The organism is Proteus columbae (assembly GCF_002777965.1).
In the GTDB taxonomy this organism is placed as follows: Bacteria; Pseudomonadota; Gammaproteobacteria; order Enterobacterales; family Enterobacteriaceae; genus Proteus; species Proteus columbae.
Window position 1 is genome coordinate 58,553 of record NZ_NGVR01000008.1, and the last position, 22,923, is coordinate 81,475.

Annotated in this window: 23 protein-coding genes, 1 pseudogene and 1 other annotated feature; of the genes and pseudogenes, 17 read left to right on the forward strand and 7 right to left on the reverse strand. The window is 38.3% G+C overall.

Features of this window, described 5'->3' with window-relative positions:
* Window positions 1–2: 2 nt before the first annotated feature.
* The 4 genes and pseudogenes from CBE70_RS02565 to CBE70_RS02580 all read right to left on the reverse strand — a co-directional run.
* A complete protein-coding gene (locus CBE70_RS02565) occupies window positions 3–860 on the reverse strand; it encodes a metal ABC transporter permease (RefSeq protein ID WP_100158085.1) in 858 nt (285 codons plus the stop codon).
* Entirely contained in the window at window positions 857–1,768 is a 912-nt protein-coding gene (locus CBE70_RS02570) for a metal ABC transporter permease (protein WP_099073583.1), read from the reverse strand. The genes CBE70_RS02565 and CBE70_RS02570 overlap by 4 nt, the downstream gene beginning before the upstream one ends.
* Window positions 1,769–1,770: 2 nt before the next feature.
* On the reverse strand, window positions 1,771–2,658 hold the full coding sequence (locus CBE70_RS02575) for a manganese/iron ABC transporter ATP-binding protein (RefSeq protein ID WP_100158086.1): 888 nt from the start codon (window positions 2,656–2,658) through the stop codon (window positions 1,771–1,773).
* A pseudogene (locus tag CBE70_RS02580) lies at window positions 2,655–3,470 on the reverse strand (metal ABC transporter substrate-binding protein); the annotation flags it as partial. The pseudogene CBE70_RS02580 and the gene CBE70_RS02575, both read right to left, overlap by 4 nt.
* Window positions 3,471–4,150: 680 nt before the next feature.
* Between CBE70_RS02580 and CBE70_RS02585 the strand changes: the two are divergent.
* Window positions 4,151–4,822: a transglycosylase SLT domain-containing protein gene (locus CBE70_RS02585; protein WP_100158088.1), complete on the forward strand. Its 672-nt coding sequence runs from the start codon at window positions 4,151–4,153 to the stop codon at window positions 4,820–4,822.
* Here CBE70_RS02585 and CBE70_RS02590 read toward each other — a convergent pair.
* Both CBE70_RS02590 and CBE70_RS02595 read right to left on the reverse strand, forming a co-directional pair.
* A complete protein-coding gene (locus tag CBE70_RS02590) occupies window positions 4,819–5,532 on the reverse strand; it encodes a MarC family NAAT transporter (protein WP_099075216.1) in 714 nt (237 codons plus the stop codon). The genes CBE70_RS02585 and CBE70_RS02590 overlap by 4 nt on opposite strands.
* Window positions 5,533–5,631: 99 nt before the next feature.
* On the reverse strand, window positions 5,632–6,225 hold the full coding sequence (locus CBE70_RS02595) for a GNAT family N-acetyltransferase (RefSeq protein ID WP_100158329.1): 594 nt from the start codon (window positions 6,223–6,225) through the stop codon (window positions 5,632–5,634).
* 266 nt (window positions 6,226–6,491) lie between these two features.
* On the opposite strand from CBE70_RS02595, the gene CBE70_RS02600 reads away from it, so the two are divergent.
* Together CBE70_RS02600 and CBE70_RS02605 are read left to right on the forward strand one after the other, a co-directional pair.
* On the forward strand, window positions 6,492–6,830 hold the full coding sequence (locus tag CBE70_RS02600) for a tRNA-binding protein (RefSeq protein ID WP_100158089.1): 339 nt from the start codon (window positions 6,492–6,494) through the stop codon (window positions 6,828–6,830).
* 96 nt (window positions 6,831–6,926) lie between these two features.
* Complete coding sequence (locus CBE70_RS02605) at window positions 6,927–7,616, forward strand: AraC family transcriptional regulator (protein ID WP_100158090.1); 690 nt, start codon at window positions 6,927–6,929, stop codon at window positions 7,614–7,616.
* Between the two features lie 4 nt (window positions 7,617–7,620).
* Here the strand turns inward: CBE70_RS02605 and CBE70_RS02610 are convergent, their stop codons facing one another.
* Window positions 7,621–8,061: a PACE efflux transporter gene (locus tag CBE70_RS02610; RefSeq protein ID WP_100158091.1), complete on the reverse strand. Its 441-nt coding sequence runs from the start codon at window positions 8,059–8,061 to the stop codon at window positions 7,621–7,623.
* 378 nt (window positions 8,062–8,439) lie between these two features.
* On the opposite strand from CBE70_RS02610, the gene thrS reads away from it, so the two are divergent.
* The 14 genes from thrS to arnD all read left to right on the forward strand — a co-directional run bounded on the left by thrS (window position 8,440) and on the right by arnD (window position 22,919).
* A complete protein-coding gene (gene thrS, locus CBE70_RS02615; RefSeq protein ID WP_100158092.1) occupies window positions 8,440–10,368 on the forward strand; it encodes a threonine--tRNA ligase in 1,929 nt (642 codons plus the stop codon).
* 3 nt (window positions 10,369–10,371) lie between these two features.
* Window positions 10,372–10,911: a translation initiation factor IF-3 gene (infC, locus tag CBE70_RS02620; RefSeq protein ID WP_036937410.1), complete on the forward strand. Its 540-nt coding sequence runs from the start codon at window positions 10,372–10,374 to the stop codon at window positions 10,909–10,911.
* Between the two features lie 94 nt (window positions 10,912–11,005).
* Window positions 11,006–11,203: a 50S ribosomal protein L35 gene (rpmI, locus tag CBE70_RS02625; protein ID WP_004263702.1), complete on the forward strand. Its 198-nt coding sequence runs from the start codon at window positions 11,006–11,008 to the stop codon at window positions 11,201–11,203.
* A 42-nt stretch (window positions 11,204–11,245) separates the two neighbouring features.
* Window positions 11,246–11,602, forward strand: a complete 357-nt coding sequence (rplT, locus tag CBE70_RS02630; protein ID WP_006537111.1) for a 50S ribosomal protein L20 — start codon at window positions 11,246–11,248, stop codon at window positions 11,600–11,602.
* 107 nt (window positions 11,603–11,709) lie between these two features.
* Window positions 11,710–11,833: a sequence feature (Phe leader region), on the forward strand.
* A complete protein-coding gene (pheM, locus tag CBE70_RS18660) occupies window positions 11,711–11,758 on the forward strand; it encodes a pheST operon leader peptide PheM (protein ID WP_120655563.1) in 48 nt (15 codons plus the stop codon). (Overlaps the previous feature by 48 nt.)
* A gap of 100 nt (window positions 11,834–11,933) precedes the next feature.
* Window positions 11,934–12,917, forward strand: a complete 984-nt coding sequence (gene pheS / locus CBE70_RS02635; RefSeq protein ID WP_006537109.1) for a phenylalanine--tRNA ligase subunit alpha — start codon at window positions 11,934–11,936, stop codon at window positions 12,915–12,917.
* Between the two features lie 14 nt (window positions 12,918–12,931).
* Window positions 12,932–15,319, forward strand: coding sequence for a phenylalanine--tRNA ligase subunit beta (gene pheT / locus CBE70_RS02640; RefSeq protein ID WP_100158093.1), 2,388 nt, complete (start codon window positions 12,932–12,934; stop codon window positions 15,317–15,319).
* 4 nt (window positions 15,320–15,323) lie between these two features.
* Complete coding sequence (gene ihfA / locus CBE70_RS02645; protein WP_023582381.1) at window positions 15,324–15,620, forward strand: integration host factor subunit alpha; 297 nt, start codon at window positions 15,324–15,326, stop codon at window positions 15,618–15,620.
* 380 nt (window positions 15,621–16,000) lie between these two features.
* On the forward strand, window positions 16,001–17,011 hold the full coding sequence (gene btuC, locus CBE70_RS02650; protein WP_100158094.1) for a vitamin B12 ABC transporter permease BtuC: 1,011 nt from the start codon (window positions 16,001–16,003) through the stop codon (window positions 17,009–17,011).
* A 1-nt stretch (window position 17,012) separates the two neighbouring features.
* Entirely contained in the window at window positions 17,013–17,762 is a 750-nt protein-coding gene (locus tag CBE70_RS02655) for a vitamin B12 ABC transporter ATP-binding protein BtuD (RefSeq protein WP_100158095.1), read from the forward strand.
* A 145-nt stretch (window positions 17,763–17,907) separates the two neighbouring features.
* Entirely contained in the window at window positions 17,908–19,053 is a 1,146-nt protein-coding gene (arnB, locus tag CBE70_RS02660; protein WP_100158096.1) for a UDP-4-amino-4-deoxy-L-arabinose aminotransferase, read from the forward strand.
* On the forward strand, window positions 19,054–20,034 hold the full coding sequence (gene arnC, locus CBE70_RS02665) for an undecaprenyl-phosphate 4-deoxy-4-formamido-L-arabinose transferase (RefSeq protein ID WP_100158097.1): 981 nt from the start codon (window positions 19,054–19,056) through the stop codon (window positions 20,032–20,034). It abuts the gene before it with no gap.
* The gene (gene arnA, locus CBE70_RS02670) at window positions 20,034–22,016 is read left to right on the forward strand and encodes a bifunctional UDP-4-amino-4-deoxy-L-arabinose formyltransferase/UDP-glucuronic acid oxidase ArnA (protein ID WP_100158098.1); all 1,983 of its coding nucleotides are present in this window, start codon (window positions 20,034–20,036) and stop codon (window positions 22,014–22,016) included. The genes arnC and arnA overlap by 1 nt, the downstream gene beginning before the upstream one ends.
* A 9-nt stretch (window positions 22,017–22,025) precedes the next feature.
* Entirely contained in the window at window positions 22,026–22,919 is an 894-nt protein-coding gene (arnD, locus tag CBE70_RS02675) for a 4-deoxy-4-formamido-L-arabinose-phosphoundecaprenol deformylase (RefSeq protein WP_100158099.1), read from the forward strand.
* The last annotated feature ends 4 nt before the right edge of the window (window positions 22,920–22,923 follow it).

Genomic DNA, 22,923 nt, shown 5'->3' on the forward strand with positions numbered 1-22,923 from the left:
TATCAGGCGCTAGCGGGTTTTGTTTGTCGCTTTATTTTTGCCAATTTAATCTGATTACAGAGTAGCGCAATAATAAAGAACACAGCTTGCGTTAGCACAATACATGGGCCTGTTGCTCCATCAATATGGAAACTAATAAATGTTCCTATAACGCTAGATGCGACAGAAAATACAATTGCTAACATAATCATGCGTGAAAAACTGCGTGTTAATAAATACGCGGTGATCCCCGGTGAAATAAGCATGGCGACAACTAAAATAATCCCAACAGCCTGCATTGAAGCAACAATGGTTAATGCCAAAATAGACAGTAATCCATAGTGTAATAATGTGACTGGTAAACCAACAATCCTTGCTTGGTTAGGGTCGAAGCAATAAAGCATAAAATCTTTTTGCTTAACAAGCATAATGGTGATGGTGATTACACAGATAATACTAATTTGAGTTAATACATCAGGTGTAATGCCTAAAATATTACCAAATAAAATATGCATTAAATGTTGGTCTGTATCGACACTAGCAAAAATGACCAAACCCACTGCAAACATGCCTGAGAATACAATTCCCATCACAGTATCTTCTTTAATGCGACTGTGATCTTTTAAATAACCTGTGGCAAAAGAGCAAAATAGCCCAGAAAGAAAAGCACCTACTGTTAACGGGATTGCGGTGACATAAGCAAGAACAACTCCGGGTAAAACGGCGTGAGAGATTGCATCTCCCATCAAAGACCAGCCTTTTAATACCATATAACAAGATAAAATAGCGCAGGCGATACCTATAATAATGGCTGCAACAATAGCGCGTTGCATAAAGGGGTATTGAAAAGGCTCAATGAAAAACTCCATCAACTCATTCATAGTTTCACCTCTTCTGGTTTTGTTGATCCTTTATGCTGATGAGATTGCGTGATCAACTGTTGTGAACTCTGACGAGCACGACGGCGAGCGGCTAACATACCGTGTTTAGGGGCAAATAAGAAAGCCAACAAAAAGAGTGATGTTTGCATTGTGACAATTACGCCACCTGTTGCGCCATTAAAAAAGTAGCTAAGGTAAGCGCCTACTGCACTTGTGATTGTTCCGATACAGATAGCAATAATTGCAAGTCGTTTAAATTGATCTGTGAGTAAATAAGCCGTTGCACCGGGGGTCACTACCATAGCAATGACAAGAATGGCACCAACAGTTTGAAGAGCAGCAACAGTACATGCGCTCAAAAGAGTAAAAAAGATAATTTTTAATTTTAGTGGCGATAAGCCGATTGATTTTGCATGAACTTCATCAAAAAAAACCACCAGCAAGTCTTTCCAAATACAAAATAAAACTAAGAAAGAGACACCTGTAATAATCACAACTTGCCATACATCTTCATCAGCAATACCTAAAATATTTCCGAGAATGATGGTCTGAACGTTGACGGCTGTCGGTTTAAGCGAAACCAGCAACAGACCAAAGGCAAAAAAAGTGGAGAAAATAAAACCAATAACGGCATCTTCACGAAGGCGTGTGATATGACGAATAAATGTCATTGATAATGCAGCAAGCAAACCCGTAAAAAAAGCACCGACAGCATAAGGTAAACCTAATATATAAGCGCCAGCAACACCGGGAACAACTGAGTGGGAAAGGGCATCTCCCATTAACGACCAACCTTTCAAAATAAGATAAGATGAAAGAAAAGCGCAGACAGCACCGACTAAGGCACTCACCCAAATAGCTTTCACCATATAGTTATATTCAAAAGGCTGTAGGAGTAAATCTAGCATGGCTAATCTCCTTGTTTACGTTGGCTTTGGTGCGCTGGAGTGTGTTCTTCTTGATGTCCATAAAAGACAGCAGCGCGTTCATCATCGGTAATGACAGTGAGTGAACGAGGATCGTCATCATCATGAAGATCAGAACCCGACAGGCTAATGTGGCGTAACACACCACCAAATGCATGCTCCAAGTTTTTCTGTGTAAATGTCGTTTCAGTTGGGCCACTATCTAACACTGTTCTATTGATTAAAATAACGTGGTCACAAAATTCAGGTACGCTTCCCAAGTTATGCGTTGAAACTAAAACTAAGTGGCCTTCTTCACGTAAATTGCGTAAAAGTTCGATAATGGCATTTTCTGTTTTAACATCAACACCAGTAAAGGGTTCATCAAGTAATAAAACAGTACCTTCTTGAGCCATTGCTCGCGCTAAGAAAACACGTTTTTTCTGACCTCCAGAAAGCTCGCCAATTTGGCGATGTCCTAAGCCTGACAAACCAACGCGTTCTAATGATGCTTCAACAACTTCATGGTCACGTTTTGAAGGAATACGAAAAAATCCCATTTTTCCATAACGTCCCATCATCACAACATCAGAAACAAGGACGGGAAAGTTCCAGTCAACCTCTTCTGTTTGTGGAACATAGGCGATCATATTTTGTTTTAACGCCTGCTGGATTGGGCTATCGTTTAATGTCACTTTACCTTTAGAGGGCTTTACCAGCCCCATAATGGTTTTAAATAGTGTGGATTTGCCACTGCCATTGATGCCCACTAGGGCACAAATAGTGCCGCCAGTGATAGAGAAACTTGCATCAAAAATCGCCGTATGACCGTTGTTGTAAGTAACTGTGGCATTATCAACAGTCAACGTAGGATTAGCTTTTGTATTGCTCATTGCCCAAATCCTTTCGCAATTGTATCTACTGTAATAGTAATTAAATCAATATAAGTAGGAACTTCACCACCTTCAGCGGAAAGTGAGTCAACATAAAGAACACCACCGTATTTTGCGCCTGTTTCTTTACTGACTTGTTTAGCTGGTTTATCTGAAATTGTACTTTCACTAAAGACAACAGGGATCTTGTGTTCTCTTACGGTATCAATTACATATTTAACCTGCTGTGGTGTACCTTGTTCTTCTGCATTGATTGGCCATAAATAAACTTCTTTAAAGCCATAGTCATTAGTTAAATAGCTGAATGCACCTTCACTGGTCACTAACCAACGTTCTTCTGGTGGAATGCGAGATAATCTTTCTCTTAATGGTGCATCAAGCTGTTTAATTTTTTCTGCATAGCGTGCTGCATTTTGATTATAAATAGCTGCATTATCTGGATCATGCTCAACGAGCGCCTTACGAATATTTTCAATATATATTAATGCATTATTCGGTGACATCCACGCATGTGGGTTAGGATTGTTTTTGTAAGCACCTTCGCTGATTGCCATTGGTGTGATGCCTTCAGTGACAACAACCGCGGGTACGTTACGTAACTCATTAAAAAAGCGTTCAAACCAACGTTCAAGGTTTAAGCCATTCCATAAGATGAGATCAGCCTTTTGAGCTTTTACAATATCTTTGGGAGTAGGTTGGTAATCGTGAATTTCAGCGCCGGGTTTTGTGATTGATTCGACAATTGCTGCATCTCCAGCTACATTTTGAGCGATATCTTGAATAATAGTAAACGTGGTGACGATCTTTAGTTTATCTTTTGCTTGTGTAGGTGCTGTTAAAAATACAGATGCCATAAGGCATAAAGCCGTAAGTGAAAGTTTGTTTACAGAGCGAAATATATCCATATTATTATTGCCTTATAGTTGCAGAGTTATTTTCTTAATTGATAATGATTATCAATATCATTTCAAAAAAGTCAAGTTATCTCTGTGTAAAAAGCTTCATTTGATAATGACCAGAAATAAGATAACAACATGTATTCCAATAAATGTTAAGTAGATTGTCGAGTTTTGTCACAAAAATTAACAATAGTTCGTAACTATTTGTGCAAGAGATTATTTTTATTATGTATAAAAATACATTCTTCCTTCTTAATCTAACGTGGATTATGTCTCTATATTTTTTATCGCGACCTATCAAAGTCTCTTTCACAGTACACTTAATGTGCATCATTTATTCAAAAATAATCAATAACACGATATAAATCTGCTATGGCAGATTCTATCCCAAAAGATCTATTTGGGAGGAAATATTGTGAATAGGATAAATTTGAGATAAAACGCACACACTATAAGTAGTAATAGATTGATTTATTTCTCACGTTTTGCCATATTTTAACGTGCATTTTTGCATGAAAATAGAATAATATAGCTTTAACTAATTGATATATAAAACATGTCTTTGTACAACCCTTTATGCAAAAGGATAAAACGTGAAAGTAAAAATCATCTTTTCTTTGGCAATTTTGCTTCTTGCTGGTTGTGCTGATAATGCTCGTCAACCTGTTCAAAAAGAAACATCACGATTCTTAAGCCAAAAACCAGTAGAGAATCGCGTTAATAATGCTTCAATCTCAACGGCACAATGGAGATCAACACCTTTTGATAACCATATACAGCAGGCATCAAGCCGTTACGATGTTGATGAAACATTAATTAAGGCGATTATCCAAGTTGAGTCAAACTTTAGACCTGAAGTTATTAGCAAATCAAATGCAGTTGGATTAATGCAAATTAAAGCATCAACTGCGGGAAGAGATGTCTACCAAAATAGAGGTAAGGCAGGGCAACCAACAACGGCTCAACTAAAAGATCCCGCCATTAATATCGACTTGGGTACAGCTTATATTCAATTATTAAGAGAGCGTCACCTTGTTGGTATTGCCGATCCTGAAACACTTTATTACGCCACTATCCTTGCTTATGTGAATGGCGCAGGCGCTCTTTTAAGAACATTTGATAAAGATAGAGACAATGCTATTGCTAAAATTAATTCAATGAGTGCGGATGATTTTTATCGTTATGTTGAAAAAAATCATCCAGCTTCTCAAGCGCCGCGTTATTTAGCAAAAGTGAGAGCGGCTTACCATGCAGGTGATAATTAATCTGGCAAATTAGCGGCTGCTTGAGCCTGTTTTAATAAAGCAGGCAAATCAGCAATAATTTCAAGAACGCCGTTGATCATAAACTGAACGCCCATACAAATTAATAAAAATCCCATTACGCGAGAAATAGCGTCAATACCACTGTGGCCTAAATACTTCATAATGCTGGTGGAGCCGCGAAGTGATACCCAAACAATAACGCTAATTAAAAAGAAGCTTGTCACTGGGGCGATATACAATACCCATTGTGCAATATCAGTACGTGAAGGAATTGAAGCCGCCGTACTGATTATCATTGCTATCGTTCCTGGACCTGCTGTACTTGGCATTGCTAAAGGAACAAAGGCAATATTCGGCTCTTTGGGATTACGATGTGGATTGTTATCGTCTGAAATAGGATCATCGACATTAGGTGTATTTGGAAACAGCATACTAAAGCCAATAAAGGCAACTATCATTCCACCTGCAATACGAAGACCGGGGATCGAAATACCAAAGGTTGTCATTATGATCCGTCCCGCATAGAACGCGATGGTCATAATGAGGAAAATATACACACACGCCATTAAGGATTGTTGATTACGTTGTTCCTTTGTCATATTGCCTGAAAGGCCAAGCCAAAGAGCAACAGTCGTTAATGGATTAGTTAAAGGCAAAAGCAAAATAAGACCAAGACCGATAGCCTGAAAAAACTGGTAAACAGAGTGCATGGAATATAAAAGCTCCCAATAACAGGTAATTAAGGAGTAATTATGATAACAAATTAAACGAGATAAAAGTTATTTTCTTCGTAATATTCTTAATGTGTATTAGTATTTTTTCATAAGCCATTCTAAATGCACTTTTACTGATCCCCAGTCATAATCAGTAATGCTATAAACGCAAGTATCTCTTTTTTGCCCCGTCGTCGTTAATCTATGATTACGCAAAATACCATCTAGTTTTGCCCCAAGTCGTTCAATCGCTTTACGGCTAGTTTGATTTAATATATGAGTACGAAATTCAACAGCAATGCATTGTAATTCTTCTAAGGCATATTTAAGTAAGAGATATTTAGCCTCTGTGTTTATTCCTGTTCTTTGTACTTCTTTGGCATACCACGTTGAACCAATTTCTAATCTTGGCGTTTGGTTATCAATATTCATAAAGGTTGTTATACCAACCACACGATTATTAGCTTTAGAAATAACGGTAAAAGGCAACATTAACCCTTTTTGTTGCAACAGAAGTTTATGCTCAATATCGTGTTGTAACTCTGTTACTGAAGGAACAGTGGTATACCAAAGCTCATCAGGTCTATCTGTTTCAATTAGCTCATGGAGTGCTGAGTAGTGTTCCATATTTAGGGGCACTAAACGCACAAGTTTTCCTTCCAGTGTTGTCCACTCTGTTATTTTTTTCATCATAAATATTCTCCGAGAGGGTTGATAAAAATAGGTTTCTTAAGAATACTTTTTATACATAACAAATTTATGAATTGATATGGCTATTTAAAAAGTTATTAAAAAATAGACAAATTTCAGAATGATGAAAATAGAGAAAAAAGAGTATGAGTGATTCTTTCTCAACAGAAAATGACTGCCTCACCACAGGTGAGCCAGCATCATGCGTGTTAATCTATAATTCAGTAATAGTGATATAACCGTAAACACAATAGATTGGTAAAAAGATGACAGATTTAATTGAATGGGATGATTTTCTACGTGTAGAAATGAGAGTGGGAACAATTATTAGTGCAGAAATAAATAAGAAAGCTAATAAGCCTGCTTATGTTATGGATGTTGATTTGGGTGAATTAGGCATAAAGCGTTCAAGTGCTCAAATTACGGTAAACTATACACCTGAAGAGCTTGTGGGGCGTCGTATTTTGTGCGTATGTAATTTCCCAGTTAAACGCATTGCAGGTATAAAATCTGAAGTTTTAATTACAGGAGCACCTGATGAAGCGGGAGCAATTGTATTGGCTGAGTTTAATTTGCCGTTACCAAATGGCTCACGTTTAGCATAAATACGTATCTTGATAAGACACTCTTAAATAGTGATGTTCTGCTGAGTTTTGATATAGTAATTATTCAATAGCAGGATGGATATAAAGGAGTGTCTTTTGTTATTACCTCAATTGCATTTACGATGTTATACACAAGAGACGGTATCTCATCAGCATGATAATTTATGGCAGATTATTTTCGGGCTTTCGGGTTCGATGGAAGTTAATTTCAATCGAGAAGATTTTCTGATTTCCAACCAAAACTGTTTGATTATTCCTCCAACTATTCATCATGCCTTTTCAGGCAATATCGATAATAAAAATCTTATTCTAGAACTCCCTGCAACCTCTCAATGGCAATTAAGTGATAAAGGTGGGCAATTTGCATTATCACCAGCAGCCATTAGTTTATTAGAGTGGCTGCATCGGTATCCTCAACCACCAGAACAATATTCAACGATTACACGCTTATTACTCGCTCAAATGAAAATACAAAAAGGTTGGCGCGATAGCTTGGATGCTTGGTTAGTGAATAAATTACATACACCATTAACAACATATGATATTGCTTTCGCTTTTAATACATCTGTGAGTACGTTACAACGAAAAATGAAAGTAGAGGTGGGAATATCTGTGATGCAATATGTTACGCAACAGCGACTTAGCAAAGCCGCTGAATTATTAAAATACACATCAGCAAATATTGAAAATATTGCTTTAGCAGTAGGGTATGACTCGCATTCTGCATTTAGTCAGGCATTTCGCCAATACTTTCATAAAAGTCCTACTGAGTATCGACAAGATTAAGCCATTACACCACTTTATTTTCTGTAGAATAAACACGAGGGCATATTTTATCGAAGGCGAGTGTAAATAAATAGGTATAGATAAAGAAGAACACTAATATAGTGATTTCCATACTTATTGCTTTGATAAAATCCACATTATACCACCACATATAAAGTGGAATGGTAAAGAAGAACAGACCTAATTCAAAACTTATTGCATGGGTAAGTCGTACCATGACTGTACGTTTTTTTATTTTTAGTTTTGACTCAATTAATTCAAAGAAAGAATTAAAAATATAATTCCAAATCAAAGCAATAACAGAAACTGTGATTGCAACGGGCAGTGAATTATGTGATTGGCTTTGGCTTAATATTGCAAGTAAAACAGTGCTTAATAAAATCGCAAGAGTTTCAAAGGTAATCGCATAGACTAATTTACGAGAGCGGGGCTTTAGATAAAACACGTTACACACCTTTATGTTAATAATGAAGGTCCTGGCCCGCCCCAGAGAATGTTATTTTAAAAGCCACGGTTTCCGCTTGTTTATTATAGTAGTCAATTTAAATAAAAAATTCTATCTATCTCCCTGTATTAAAAAAGAGATATTAAAATTACCTATGAGATAAATGTATAAATCTTTACAGTCTGTGATAATATCCCCCCTGAGTTGCGATAAGGCTCAGTGATGCTATGGATATTTATAAAATAAATATGTATACATAACTGTGTGCAAACCTCGCGAGGTAAAGTGAGAAATTGTCGTAACGTACTGAATATATATGAAATAAAAAGCTTACAAGTGATCTTGCGTATGGGTCACCACTGTAAATAAGGATTTTAAATGCCAATTATTACTCTTCCTGACGGAAGCCAACGTCAATTTGAAAATGCAGTTTCTGTCATGGATGTCGCTGCAGATATCGGCCCTGGACTTGCGAAAGCATGTATTGCAGGCCGTGTTAATGGTGAGCTGGTAGATGCTTGTGAATTAATCGAACATGATGCAAATCTGGCGATTATCACCGCAAAAGATGATGAAGGTCTTGAAATTATTCGTCACTCTTGTGCCCACTTATTGGGACATGCAATTAAACAATTATGGCCAAACACCAAAATGGCGATTGGTCCTGTTATTGAAAATGGATTCTACTACGATGTGGATTTAGACCATTCTCTAACACAGGAAGATTTAGACACTCTAGAAAAACGCATGCTAGAGTTGGCGAAAACAGATTATGACGTTATTAAAAAACGCGTAAGCTGGGCTGAAGCTCGAGAAACATTTGTTTCTCGTGGTGAAGACTATAAAGTTGCTATTCTTGACGAAAATATTAGCCAAGATTCTCAACCAGGTCTTTATCATCACCAAGAATATGTTGATATGTGCCGTGGGCCACACGTTCCAAACATGCGTTTCTGTCATAATTTCAAATTGCAGAAAATCGCAGGTGCATATTGGCGCGGTAACAGCGATAATAAAATGCTACAACGCATTTATGGTACAGCTTGGGCTGATAAGAAACAGTTAAAAGCTTACTTAGATCGCTTAGAAGAAGCTGCTAAACGTGACCACCGCAAAATTGGTAAACAGCTTGATTTATATCATATGCAAGAAGAAGCGCCGGGTATGGCTTTCTGGCATAATGATGGCTGGACTATTTTCCGTGAGTTAGAAACATTTGTACGTTGTAAATTAAAAGAATATGATTACCAAGAAGTAAAAGGTCCGTTTATGATGGATCGTGTTCTTTGGGAAAAAACAGGTCACTGGGAAAACTACAAAGAAAACATGTTCACAACATCTTCAGAGAACCGTGAATATTGTATCAAACCAATGAACTGTCCAGGTCACGTACAAATCTTCAAACAAGGTTTACGTTCTTACCGTGATTTGCCATTACGTATGGCTGAATTTGGTAGTTGCCATCGTAATGAACCATCAGGTGCATTGCATGGTTTAATGCGTGTTCGTGGCTTTACACAAGACGATGCGCATATCTTCTGTACTGAAGAACAAATTTTAAGTGAAGTAAATGACTGCATCAAATTGATTTATGATGTATATTCTACTTTCGGATTTGAAAAAATCGTTGTTAAGCTGTCTACTCGCCCAGAAAAACGTATCGGTGAAGATGCATTATGGGATGTTGCTGAAGCTGACTTAGCAAAAGCCTTAACTGATAACAATATTGAATTTGAATATCAGCCAGGCGAAGGGGCGTTTTATGGCCCTAAAATTGAATTTACACTTTACGATTGTTTAGATCGTGCATGGCAGTGTGGTACAGTGCAATTAGACTTCTCACTACCAGGTCGTTTAGGCGCATCTTATGTTGCTGAAAACAACGAGCGTAAAGTACCTGTTATGTTACACCGAGCAGTGCTAGGATCCTTAGAACGTTTTATTGGTATTCTGACAGAAGAATACGCAGGATTCTTCCCGACTTGGTTAGCACCACAGCAGGTTGTCGTGATGAATATCACGGATGGACAGGCTGATTATGTACAAAAACTCGTCAAAGAATTGCAAGATGCCGGAATTCGTGCAAAAGCAGACTTGAGAAATGAGAAGATTGGCTTTAAAATTCGTGAACATACTTTACGTCGTGTTCCGTACATGCTTGTCTGTGGCGATAAAGAAGTTGAATCAGGCAAAGTTGCGGTTCGTACTCGTCGAGGAAAAGACCTTGGCAGTATCGACGTTAACGAATTTAAAGAAAAGCTTCTGCAAGAAATTAGAAGCAGAAGTCTTCATCAGTTGGAGGAATAAGGTATTAAAGGCGGAAAAAGAATTCAATCAACGCGTCAGAATCGCATCAATGGTGAGATTCGCGCTCATGAAGTTCGTTTAACAGGTTTAGATGGCGAACAGATTGGAGTTGTTAGTCTGAAAGAGGCTCTTGAGAAAGCCGAGGAAGCAGGTGCTGATTTAGTTGAAATTAGTCCTAATGCCGAGCCGCCAGTTTGTCGTATTATGGACTACGGCAAATTCCTCTATGAGAAAAGTAAGACTCTCAAAGAACAGAAAAAGAAACAAAAAGTTATTCAGGTTAAGGAAGTTAAATTCCGTCCTGGTACAGATGAAGGCGACTATCAGGTCAAACTACGCAACCTGATTCGTTTTCTTGAAGATGGCGATAAAGCCAAAGTCACACTGCGTTTCCGTGGTCGTGAAATGGCACACCAACAAATCGGTATGGAAATGCTTAACCGTATCCGTGAAGATTTGGATGAACTGGCTGCTGTTGAATCTTTCCCTAATAAGATTGAAGGGCGTCAGATGATCATGGTGTTAGCGCCGAAGAAGAAATAGTCGGGCAATTCAAGTAATAGCGTCAGCCTTTAAAGGCTGATTGCTATTCGCCTTATTATTTTATGTTATTAACAATGCGAAGTGGATTATAGAAATGCCAAAGATTAAAACAGTACGCGGCGCAGCTAAGCGCTTTAAAAAAACTGCTGGTGGTGGCTTCAAGCGCAAGCATGCTAACCTCCGTCACATTCTGACTAAAAAATCAACTAAGCGTAAACGTCATTTACGTCCAAAAGGCATGGTCTCTAAAGGAGATTTAGGTCTGGTCGTAGCTTGCTTACCATACGCATAAGTATCACTTTTTTAACAGAATATAGACATTTAGGAGTTTAATATGGCTCGTGCTAAACGTGGTGTTATCGCCCGTGCTCGTCACAAGAAAATTTTAAAGCAAGCTAAAGGTTATTACGGTGCACGTTCACGTGTATATCGTGTAGCTTTCCAGGCTGTTATCAAAGCTGGTCAATATGCGTACCGTGACCGTCGTCAGAAAAAACGTCAGTTCCGTCAGCTGTGGATCGCGCGTATCAACGCAGCAGCTCGTCAGAACGGTATGTCTTATAGCCGTTTCATCAATGGTCTGAAAAAAGCATCCATTGAAATCGACCGTAAGATTCTGGCTGACATCGCTGTATTCGACAAAGTAGCATTTGCTGCTTTAGTTGAAAAAGCGAAAGGTGCTCTGGCTTAATTATTTATTAAGCAATGGAAGAGGGAGTTTTCTCCCTCTTTTATTTTGTCTAAATTTGTGGCTTAATGATATAAATTCAATAAGTTAATATTTTAAGAGACACTATCAATGTTAAATATCGCTTTTTTCCGTTTCTTTTTTTACTTTAGCGCCTAATTCAAGGGGGCTTTTGCGCGTAAGAAAAGAAACGAAAAGTAGCGCCTGAGCCTCCAATATGGAGGCTTTTTTGTTTTCAGATCCCAATACTGGGTTAGAAACCAAAAAGGGCAATTTTATTCGTCATCATTGATAACAACTAATAGACCTCATCAGGTCAAAGGAAGAGGAAACGATGCCACATCTCGCTGAACTCGTTGCTCAAGCTAAAGCAGCTATCGAAGAGGCACAGGATGTTGCTGCGCTGGATTCGGTTCGTGTTGAATACTTGGGGAAAAAAGGTCATTTAACGCTTCAGATGTCCACGCTGCGCGACTTACCCGCGGAAGATCGTCCAGCTGCAGGGGCTGTCATTAATCAGGCTAAACAAGAGGTTCAGCAAGCGCTGAATACTCGTAAAGATCATCTTGAATCAGCATTATTAAACGAACGTTTATCTGCTGAGAAGATCGATGTATCTTTGCCTGGTCGCCGTATTGAAAACGGTGGTCTACACCCAGTAACTCGTACAATTGAACGTATTGAAACTTTCTTTGGCGAATTAGGGTTTTCTGTAGAATCGGGCCCTGAAATTGAAGATGATTATCATAACTTTGATGCGTTGAATATTCCTGCACATCACCCAGCAAGAGCCGACCACGATACTTTCTGGTTTGATGCAAAGCGTTTATTGCGTACACAAACATCAGGTGTACAAATTCGTACCATGCAAGATAAACAGCCACCTATTCGCATCATCGCACCAGGTCGCGTATATCGTAATGACTACGATCAGACTCACACACCAATGTTCCACCAAATTGAAGGCTTAATTGTTGATAAAGACATTAGCTTTACCAATTTAAAAGGAACACTACATGATTTCCTAAAAAACTTTTTTGAAGAAGATATGGAAATTCGTTTCCGTCCTTCTTATTTCCCATTCACAGAGCCTTCAGCAGAAGTCGATGTAATGGGTAAGAATGGTAAATGGTTAGAAGTGTTGGGTTGCGGTATGGTTCACCCAAATGTATTACGTAATGTAGGTATCGATCCTGAAGTTTATTCAGGTTTTGCGTTCGGTATGGGTATGGAACGTCTAACTATGTTACGTTACGGTGTCACCGATTTGCGTTCATTCTTCGAAAACGATCTTCGTTTCCTCAAACAGTTTAAATAAGGTGGGATTATCTCATGAAATTCAGTGAACTTTGGTTACGTGAGTGGGTAAACCCAGCGATTAGTAGCGAAGCGCTTTCTGAACAACTGACAATGGCTGGCCTTGAAGTTGATGGCGTTGAAGCTGTTGCTGGTGATTTTCACGGTGTGTTTGTAGGTGAAGTTGTTGAATGTGGACAACACCCTAATGCCGATAAATTACGTGTAACAAAAGTTAACGTAGGCGGTGACAGATTACTCGATATCGTTTGTGGCGCACCTAACTGCCGCCAAGGTCTAAAAGTTGCGGTTGCAACAGTTGGGGCTGTATTACCAGGCGATTTCAAAATTAAAGCAGCAAAACTACGTGGCGAACCATCTGAAGGTATGCTGTGCTCATTTTCTGAATTAGCAATTTCAGAAAATCATGAAGGTATTATTGAATTACCTGCTGATGCACCTATTGGCATGGATATTCGTGAATACTTAAAATTAAACGATAATGCAATTGAAATTAGCATTACACCAAATCGTGCTGATTGCTTAGGTATTTTAGGTGTTGCTCGTGATATCGCTGTTATCAATAAAATGGAATGCCAAGTACCTGATATGTCGCCTGTTTCGGCAACTTCTTCAGCAACATTCCCTGTGCGTGTTGAAGCGCCAGAAGCGTGTCCACGTTATTTAGGTCGTGTTTTCACTAATATGAATGTGAAAGCAAAAACACCTTTATGGATGCAAGAAAAGTTACGTCGTGGGGGCATTCGCTCTATTGACCCAATTGTTGATATTACCAACTTAATTCTACTTGAAATGGGTCAACCTCTACATGCGTTCGATCTTGACCGCGTTGAAGGTGCTGTTGTTGTTCGTATGGGTAAAGAAGGTGAAAAACTGACTTTACTTGATGGCAATGAAATTACATTAAAAGAAGATGTATTAGTTATTGCTGACGAAAAACAAGCATTAGGTATGGCAGGTATTTTCGGTGGTGAATCATCAGGCGTTAATGAAGAAACAAAAAATGTTTTCTTAGAATGTGCATTTTTCTCTCCATTATCCATCACAGGTCGCGCACGTCGTTACGGCTTGCATACTGATGCCTCTCATCGTTTTGAGCGTGGTGTTGATTCTGAGCTGCAATACAACGCAATTGAGCGTGCAACTAAGTTACTGTTAGAAATTTGCGGTGGTGAAGTTGGTGAAGTGATTGATGTAACCAATAAAGCACATTTACCGAATATTGCACCAGTCAAATTAACACGTAAAAAATTAGACCGTTTATTAGGTCACGTGATTGATGATGCACAAGTTCTGGATTCATTAACTCGTTTAGGTTTCAACGTTTCTGTTGAAAATGATGGTTGGTTAGCAACAGTTCCTTCATGGCGTTTTGATGTTCAAATCGAAGAAGATCTGATTGAAGAAGTTGCTCGTATTTATGGTTACAACAATATTCCTGATGTACCATTACGCGCTGATTTGGTGATGACTAATCATCGCGAAGCGAACTTGTCATTAAAACGCGTTAAAACAATGCTAGTAGATAACGGCTTCCAAGAAGCAATTACTTATAGCTTTGTTGATCCTAAAATCCAATCTTTATTACATCCAAATGAAGAAGCATTAATTCTGCCTAATCCAATTTCAGCGGATATGTCAGCAATGAGACTGTCTTTATTAACCGGATTATTGACTACGACTGTATATAATCAGAATCGTCAACAATCTAGAGTTAGGTTATTTGAAGCAGGTCTGCGTTTTGTTCCTGATAATCAAGCAGAATATGGAATACGTCAGGAACTTATGTTAGCTGGTGTGATCGCGGGCAACCGTTATGAAGAACATTGGAGTTTAGATAAGCAAACTGTTGATTTCTTTGATTTGAAAGGTAATATTGAATCAATTCTGGAATTGACAGGCCAGCTAGATGAAATTACATTTAAACCAGCTAATCATTCAGCACTTCATCCGGGACAAAGTGCTGGGATTTATCTGAGAAATGAATATATTGGCTGTATTGGCGTTGTTCATCCAGAGCTTGAACGTAAACTTGACTTAAACGGTCGTACGGTAGTATTCGAAATACGTTGGAATGCAATTGCAAATCGCAGTTTACCACAAGCAAAAGCAATTTCTCGTTACCCTTCGAATCGTAGAGATATCGCTGTAGTTGTTCCGAATGACGTTGCTGCAGAGGATATTTTAGCCGAATGTAAGAAAGTTGGCGGAAATCAAATAGTTGGCATAAACTTATTTGACGTGTATTGTGGTAAGGGAGTAGCAGAGGGCTATAAAAGCCTCGCTATTAGCATAATCTTGCAGGATATCGAGCATACACTGGAAGAAGATGAGATTGCTGCAACAGTAAATAACTGTGTAGCAGCATTGAAACAGCGATTCCAAGCATCCTTGAGGGACTAGACCTATGGCGCTTACAAAAGCTGAAATGGCAGAAAATCTGTTTGAAAAACTTGGTGTTAGCAAACGCGATGCAAAAGACCTTGTAGAATCCTTTTTTGAGGAAGTGCGTCGTTCTCTTGAAAATGGGGAACAGGTGAAACTGTCTGGATTCGGAAACTTTGACCTGCGTGATAAAAATCAGCGCCCAGGTCGTAATCCGAAAACTGGGGAAGACATTCCTATTACAGCTCGCCGTGTTGTTACTTTCCGCCCAGGACAAAAGTTAAAAAGCCGGGTTGAGAGCGCGACACCAAAAGAGTAAGATTTAAAAAACATCCAAAACGGCTTTCTTTGAAAGCCGTTTTTTTATCATTATTATCTGTATTTAATTTTGATGATAAACGCATTGGGGTATTTATATTTATCAATATAGTCTGAATAGATATTTCTATTTGGATGGAAGGTTTTTATTTTTTCACTGTCTTTCTTTTTATTCTCATTTCTTATTTTGACTCTTTCTTTTTATCTCTTGCCTGTATCAACACAGTGATAGTTAATCTCAATTTTTTCTTCATTATTAGAGACAGGCTTACATGTTCTAAATTTAGTTTTTCATCATTGAATGCGAACATGTTATGTTACTAAAAAATTATTTTATAAATAAAAACAGTAAGAGCCGTTGTTGCATGGATAGGGAATGAAATGAATAAAGAAGTTAATCCACTGATTAAATTAACTAAAAGACAACGCATTGATGACAGAAAAAAGCTGTTTCTAATGGCATTAGTATTATGTTTCTTGTTTATTTTTTCCCTCTCTGTTGGTGAGATTACGCTATTTCCACATCAATGGTTAACAGATGAAGCCCATCTATTTGTTTGGCAGATCCGTTTACCAAGGATACTTGCAGTTGTGACTGTTGGTGCCAGCCTAGCAATTGCTGGTGCCATTATGCAGGCTCTATTCCAAAATCCACTTGCAGAGCCAGGATTACTAGGAGTAAGTAGTGGTGCGGGAGTGTGTGTTGTATTACTCATTGTTTTACAAATTAGTTTAAGCCCTTGGTTAATAAGTGGTGCAGCGATATTCGGTGCATTAGGAATTACTCTCATATTAATGTTTTTTACTCGCATAAGAAAGCTGTCCAATGCTCAGTTACTATTAATTGGTGTGGCATTAGGTGTTCTGGCAAGCGCGATAATGACTTGGCTGGTTTATTTCAGTTCAGCTTTGGATCTAAGACAATTAATGTATTGGTTAATGGGTAGTTTTAGTGGCATTGATTGGCGTCATCAAATCTTATTTTGGGCTCTTATACCCATTGTCTTAGTTCTTATTCTACAAGCCGATGTTCTTAATTATTTATCTCTAGGTTCATTCAGAGCAAAGCAATTAGGTATATCCGTTAACCAATGGCGAAATTGGTTTATTTTAGCCGTTGGGTTATTGATAGGGTTGAGTGTTGCTTTAGCGGGCGCTATAAGCTTTGTAGGACTTGTTGTACCGCATTTATTAAGACTGTGTGGATTAACTCATTATAAAACGTTATTACCAGCATGTGCGCTTGCTGGTGGCGGATTGTTATTGCTTGCTGATCTATTATCTCGCTTGATTTTAAATGGTGCAGAAGTTCCTATAGGTGTGATTACAGCAACGCTTGGTGCGCCTTTATTTATCTGGTTATTGGCAACAAAAGAGATGGGGCGTTTGTAATATGGCGTTACTTAAACTTGATAATTTAAGTGTTAATAATCGACTTAACGCATTTACAGAGCAAATAAATTATGGCGAACGTGTCCACTTAATTGGCGCAAATGGCGCGGGAAAAAGCACACTTTTAATGGCGATCGCGGGAGAGCTTCCATTTAATGGTGAAATCATTCTAAACGAAACTTCAATAAGACATTATAAATATGATGATCTTTCTAGAATGCAGAGCATTGTTATACAACAATTGGAAGCTTTATCATTTATGCCTGTTTTTCATTATCTCTCGCTATATCATAAATTGTCAAAAATGGATGTTCAGCAATTAAATATGCTGTTAAATGATTTTAAAATTGACAAATTATTGTCAAAAAACATTCATCATTTATCAGGAGGCGAATGGCAGAGGGTTAGAATTGTTGGTGCATTTATCCAATTATGGTCAAGTTATGATTTAAAAGGAAAATTAATGTTACTTGATGAACCAACGAATAACTTAGATGTCGTACAGTTGGCAATTTTGGATAAGTGGGTTGATAAATTTTGCCAACAAGGTGGTGCCGTTATTATGAGTACACATAATTTGAATCATTCCTATCAAAAAGCAAACAGAGTTTGGCTCATAAAAAATGGATATTTGGTTAATTCTGGCGCATCTGTACTCTTATTGGACGAAAAATTATTATCAACTACATTTAATACAAATATCAAGTGCATCAATGATGTTGATCATATTGATTGGCGGGTTTTACAATAATATGGCTATTGTTAAGCTTATCCCCAAGTAATTATTAAGGTTTCTTTAATGTTTTCTTAATAAGACGGATGTCGGTGAACAATAGTTTGTATATAATTGTTTTTTCTTTATTCATTCATTCATTCATTAATTAGGCTACATTTTTATGAGTCACTTCCTTCCTTTCTCTCGCCCTGCGATTGGCGATGAAGAAATCAAAGCCGTTGAGGATGTACTGCGTTCAGGTTGGATTACAACAGGCCCTCAAAATCATCAATTAGAGCAAGATTTTTGTGAAAAATTTGGTAGCAAACATGCTATCGCAATTTGCTCTGCCACTGCGGGTATGCATGTTGTTTTAATGGCGATGGGAATTGGCGCTGGTGATGAAGTTATCACACCATCACAAACTTGGGTTTCGACGATGAACATCATTACATTACTTGGTGCAGAGCCAGTGATGATTGATGTTGACCGTGATACTTTGATGGTGAGTGCAGAAGATGTCAAAAAAGCGATTACACCTAGAACGAAAGCAATTATTCCGGTTCATTATGCGGGTGCACCTTGCGATCTTGATGCATTAAGAAAAGTTGCACAAGATGCAGGAATCCCTCTTATTGAAGATGCAGCGCATGCTATTGGTACTCGCTATAAAAATGAATGGATTGGTGAAAAAGGAACCTCCATTTTCTCTTTCCACGCAATTAAGAACGTAACTTGTGCAGAAGGAGGATTAGTTGTTACTGATAATGACGAATTGGCTAATAGAGTACGTTGCTTAAAATTCCACGGTTTAGGGGTAGATGCCTTTGATAGACAAATTCAAGGTCGTAAACCTCAAGCAGAAGTTGTTGAACCTGGTTACAAATACAACTTATCTGATATTCATGCAGCTATTGCTGTGGTGCAATTAAGACGTTTAGATGAAATGAATGCTAAACGTGCTGAGTTAGTTGCACTGTATCGTGAAAAACTCAAAGATTCTTCATTAGAAATGTTGAGTGTCCCTGAATATTCACATTTACATGCAAATCACCTATTTATGGTGAGAGTAGATAAAAATGCCTGTGGTATCGATCGTGATGCCTTTATGGAGAAATTGAAGCAAAAAGATATTGGTACAGGGCTTCATTTCCGTGCTGCGCACACACAAAAATATTATCGTGAGCGCTATCCTTCTTTATCCCTTCCTCAATCAGAATGGAACTCTGCAACGTTATGCTCGCTGCCACTGTTTCCTGATATGAATAATGAAGATGTTATTCGCGTTGTAGATGCGATCAATGAAATTCTTTCGGAGCATATTTAAGTGTCAACATTTGATGAAATCAAGAAAGTATCGGTTGTAATCCCCGTTTATAACGAGGAAGAGAGCCTTCCTCAGCTTTTAGAACGTACAATTAAGAGCTGTAAACAATTAAAACAAGAATATGAACTGATCCTTGTTGATGATGGCAGTAGTGACAATTCAGCTAAGATGTTAGAAGAAGCGGCTGCAATTGAAGAAAATCACGTTATTGCAATTATTTTAAACCGTAATTACGGTCAACACTCCGCAATTATGGCCGGTTTTAATCAAGCTGATGGTGATTTAGTGATCACCTTGGATGCTGATTTACAAAATCCACCTGAAGAGATCCCAAGACTTGTTGCGACTGCTGAAGAAGGGTATGACGTTGTCGGAACTCGTCGTCGCAACCGCCAAGATTCATGGTTTCGTAAAACCGCTTCAAAAATGATCAACTCAATGATCACTAAAGCAACGGGTCGCTCTATGGGAGACTACGGTTGTATGTTGCGTGCTTATCGTCGCCACATTGTTGAAGCGATGTTACAGTGTCACGAAAGAAGTACATTTATTCCAATTCTTGCGAACACATTCGCTCGTCGTACTATTGAAATTGATGTCGCACACGCAGAACGTGAATATGGCGATTCAAAATACAGCTTTTTAAAGCTTATTAATTTAATGTACGACCTATTAACTTGTCTTACCACGGCACCATTACGTTTATTAAGCATCGTCGGCAGTGTGATCGCTGTATCTGGCTTTGTTTTAGCCTTACTGTTGATTATTTTACGTATTATTTTCGGTGCAATGTGGGCCGCTGAAGGTGTATTTACACTTTTCGCAATCTTATTTATGTTTATCGGAGCGCAGTTCGTTGCAATGGGCTTATTAGGTGAATATATAGGCCGAATTTATAATGATGTAAGAGCGCGTCCTCGGTATTTTATCCAAAAAGTGGTTGGCGTTAATAAACCCAACGAAGATCAGGAAAAAGACTAATGAAAGCAATAGTATTTGCCTATCACGATATTGGCTGTGTTGGTTTAAAAGCACTTGAAAAAGCAGGCTATGACATCCAAGCTGTATTTACCCACACTGACGATCCTAATGAAAATCATTTCTTCTCATCTGTTGCTCGTGTGAGTGCAGAAATGGGATTGACAGTATTTGCACCCGAAAATGTCAATCATCCATTGTGGATTGAACGTATTCGTGAAATGAAACCTGATGTCATTTTTTCTTTCTATTATCGTCACATGTTAAGTGATGAGATCCTGAATTTGGCACCTAAAGGCGCATTTAATTTACACGGTTCTTTATTACCAAAATATCGTGGTCGTGCACCAATTAACTGGGCGATTGTGAATGGTGAAACAGAAACAGGTGTTACTCTGCATAAAATGACAGCGAAAGCTGATGCTGGTGATATCGTTGCTCAAGAAAAAGTTACCATTGCAGATAATGATACTTCTCTGATTTTACATGAAAAAGTAAGAGAAGCCGCTGATAAGTTACTTTCTAGCACATTACCGCATATTGCATCAGGTGATTATTCAACAACTGTACAAGATGAAAGCCAAGCAACTTATTTTGGCCGCCGTTGCGCTGATGATGGTTTAATCGACTGGAATGCAGATGCAAAAACAGTTCACAATTTAGTACGTGCTGTTACAGAACCATACCCTGGTGCATTTACTTTCTTAGGTGAACGCAAAATGATTATCTGGCGTTCACGCGCTGTTGCTGATAATCAAGGCAAACGCCCTGGTACTGTTATTTCAACAGAGCCGTTAGTGATTGCATGTGCGAAAGGTGCAATTGAAGTTGTTACTGGTCAAAGCGAAAATGGTCTTTATGTTCAAGGAAGTCGTTTAGCGGCTGAAATGGGTATTGTGACCGATGTTCGTGTTGGACCAAAAGCGACGGCACAAGTTAAACGTCGTAAACGTGTTCTGATTTTAGGTGTGAATGGCTTTATTGGTAACCATTTAACAGAGCGCCTATTGAAAGATGGTAACTATGATATTTATGGTATGGATATCGGTTCTTCTGCAATTGAGCGCTTTATTGGTAATCCACGCTTCCACTTTATTGAAGGTGACGTGAGCATTCATACAGAATGGATTGAATACCACATTAAAAAATGTGACGTTATTCTGCCATTAGTGGCTATTGCAACGCCAATTGAATATACCCGTAATCCATTACGTGTATTTGAATTAGACTTTGAAGAAAACTTAAAAATTGTACGTTATTGCGTTAAGTATAATAAACGTATTATTTTCCCATCCACATCAGAAGTTTATGGTATGTGTGATGATAAAGAATTTGACGAAGATAATTCACGTCTGATTGTTGGTCCAATCAATAAACAACGTTGGATTTACTCTGTATCTAAACAGTTATTAGACAGAGTTATTTGGGCTTATGGTGCCAAAGAGGATCTGAAATTTACATTATTCCGTCCATTTAACTGGATGGGACCTCGTTTAGATAACTTAAATTCAGCGCGTATTGGTAGTTCTCGTGCAATCACACAATTAATTCTGAACTTAGTTGAAGGTTCACCAATTAAATTGGTTGATGGTGGTGAGCAAAAACGTTGTTTCACTGATATCAATGACGGTATTGAAGCTTTATTCCGTATTATTGAAAACCGTGATAACAAATGTGATGGTCAAATTATCAATATCGGTAATCCAACTAACGAAGCAAGTATTCGCGAATTAGCAGAAATGCTGTTAGATTGCTTTGAAAAACATGAGTTACGTGGTCATTTCCCTCCATTTGCAGGCTTCAAGAAAATTGAAAGTAGCAGTTACTACGGCAAAGGCTACCAAGATGTTGAACACCGTAAGCCAAGCATTAAAAACGCAGAGCGTTTATTGGATTGGAAACCAAGTATTGAAACTCGTCAAACAGTAGAAGAAACATTAGATTTCTTCTTACGTGGCGCAGTTGAAGAATTAGGCACTAAATAGGAATAAATAATGAAGAAAGTTGGTTTGAGAGTTGATGTGGATACTTATCAAGGAACGAAACAAGGTATTCCACAATTGCTGGATGTATTCGCCAGACATAACATTCATGCCAGCTTCTTCTTTAGTGTGGGTCCAGATAATATGGGGCGTCATTTATGGCGCCTTTTAAAGCCCAAATTTTTATGGAAAATGCTGAGATCTAATGCTGCATCGCTGTATGGCTTAGATATTTTATTAGCAGGAACAGCATGGCCGGGTAAAAAAATTGCTAAAAATTTAGGTTATTTGATGAAAGAAACCCAAGATGCGGGACATGAAGTTGGATTGCATTCATGGGATCATCAAGGTTGGCAAGCAAAAGTCGGGCGTTGGTCAACAGAAGAATTAATGCAACAAGTTCGTTTAGGTGTTGAAGCACTGGAAAACGCACTTGAAAACCCTGTAAAATGTTCGGCAGTTGCTGGGTGGCGAGCAGATGAACGCGTATTAACAGTTAAAGAAACTTTTCAATTCGATTACAATAGCGATTGTCGAGGAACGCATCCTTTTAGACCTATTTTAGAAAATGGTTCTATCGGTACGGTGCAAATTCCAGTAACATTACCAACTTATGATGAAGTCGTTGGTACAAAGGTAAAGGATGAAGATTTTAATCAATTTATTATTGATGAAATCAAAAAAGACAGTGGAATACCTGTTTATACTATCCACACCGAAGTTGAAGGAATGTCAAAAGCCGCTCAATTTGAGCAGCTACTGGCAATGATTGCAAATGAAGGCATCGAATTCTGTCCGTTAAGCGATTTATTACCACTAGATAAAGAAACGCTTCCGATGGGTAAAGTTGTTCGATCTGACTTTCCAGGTCGAGAAGGCTGGTTAGGGTGCCAACAAGAGGTCTAACGAA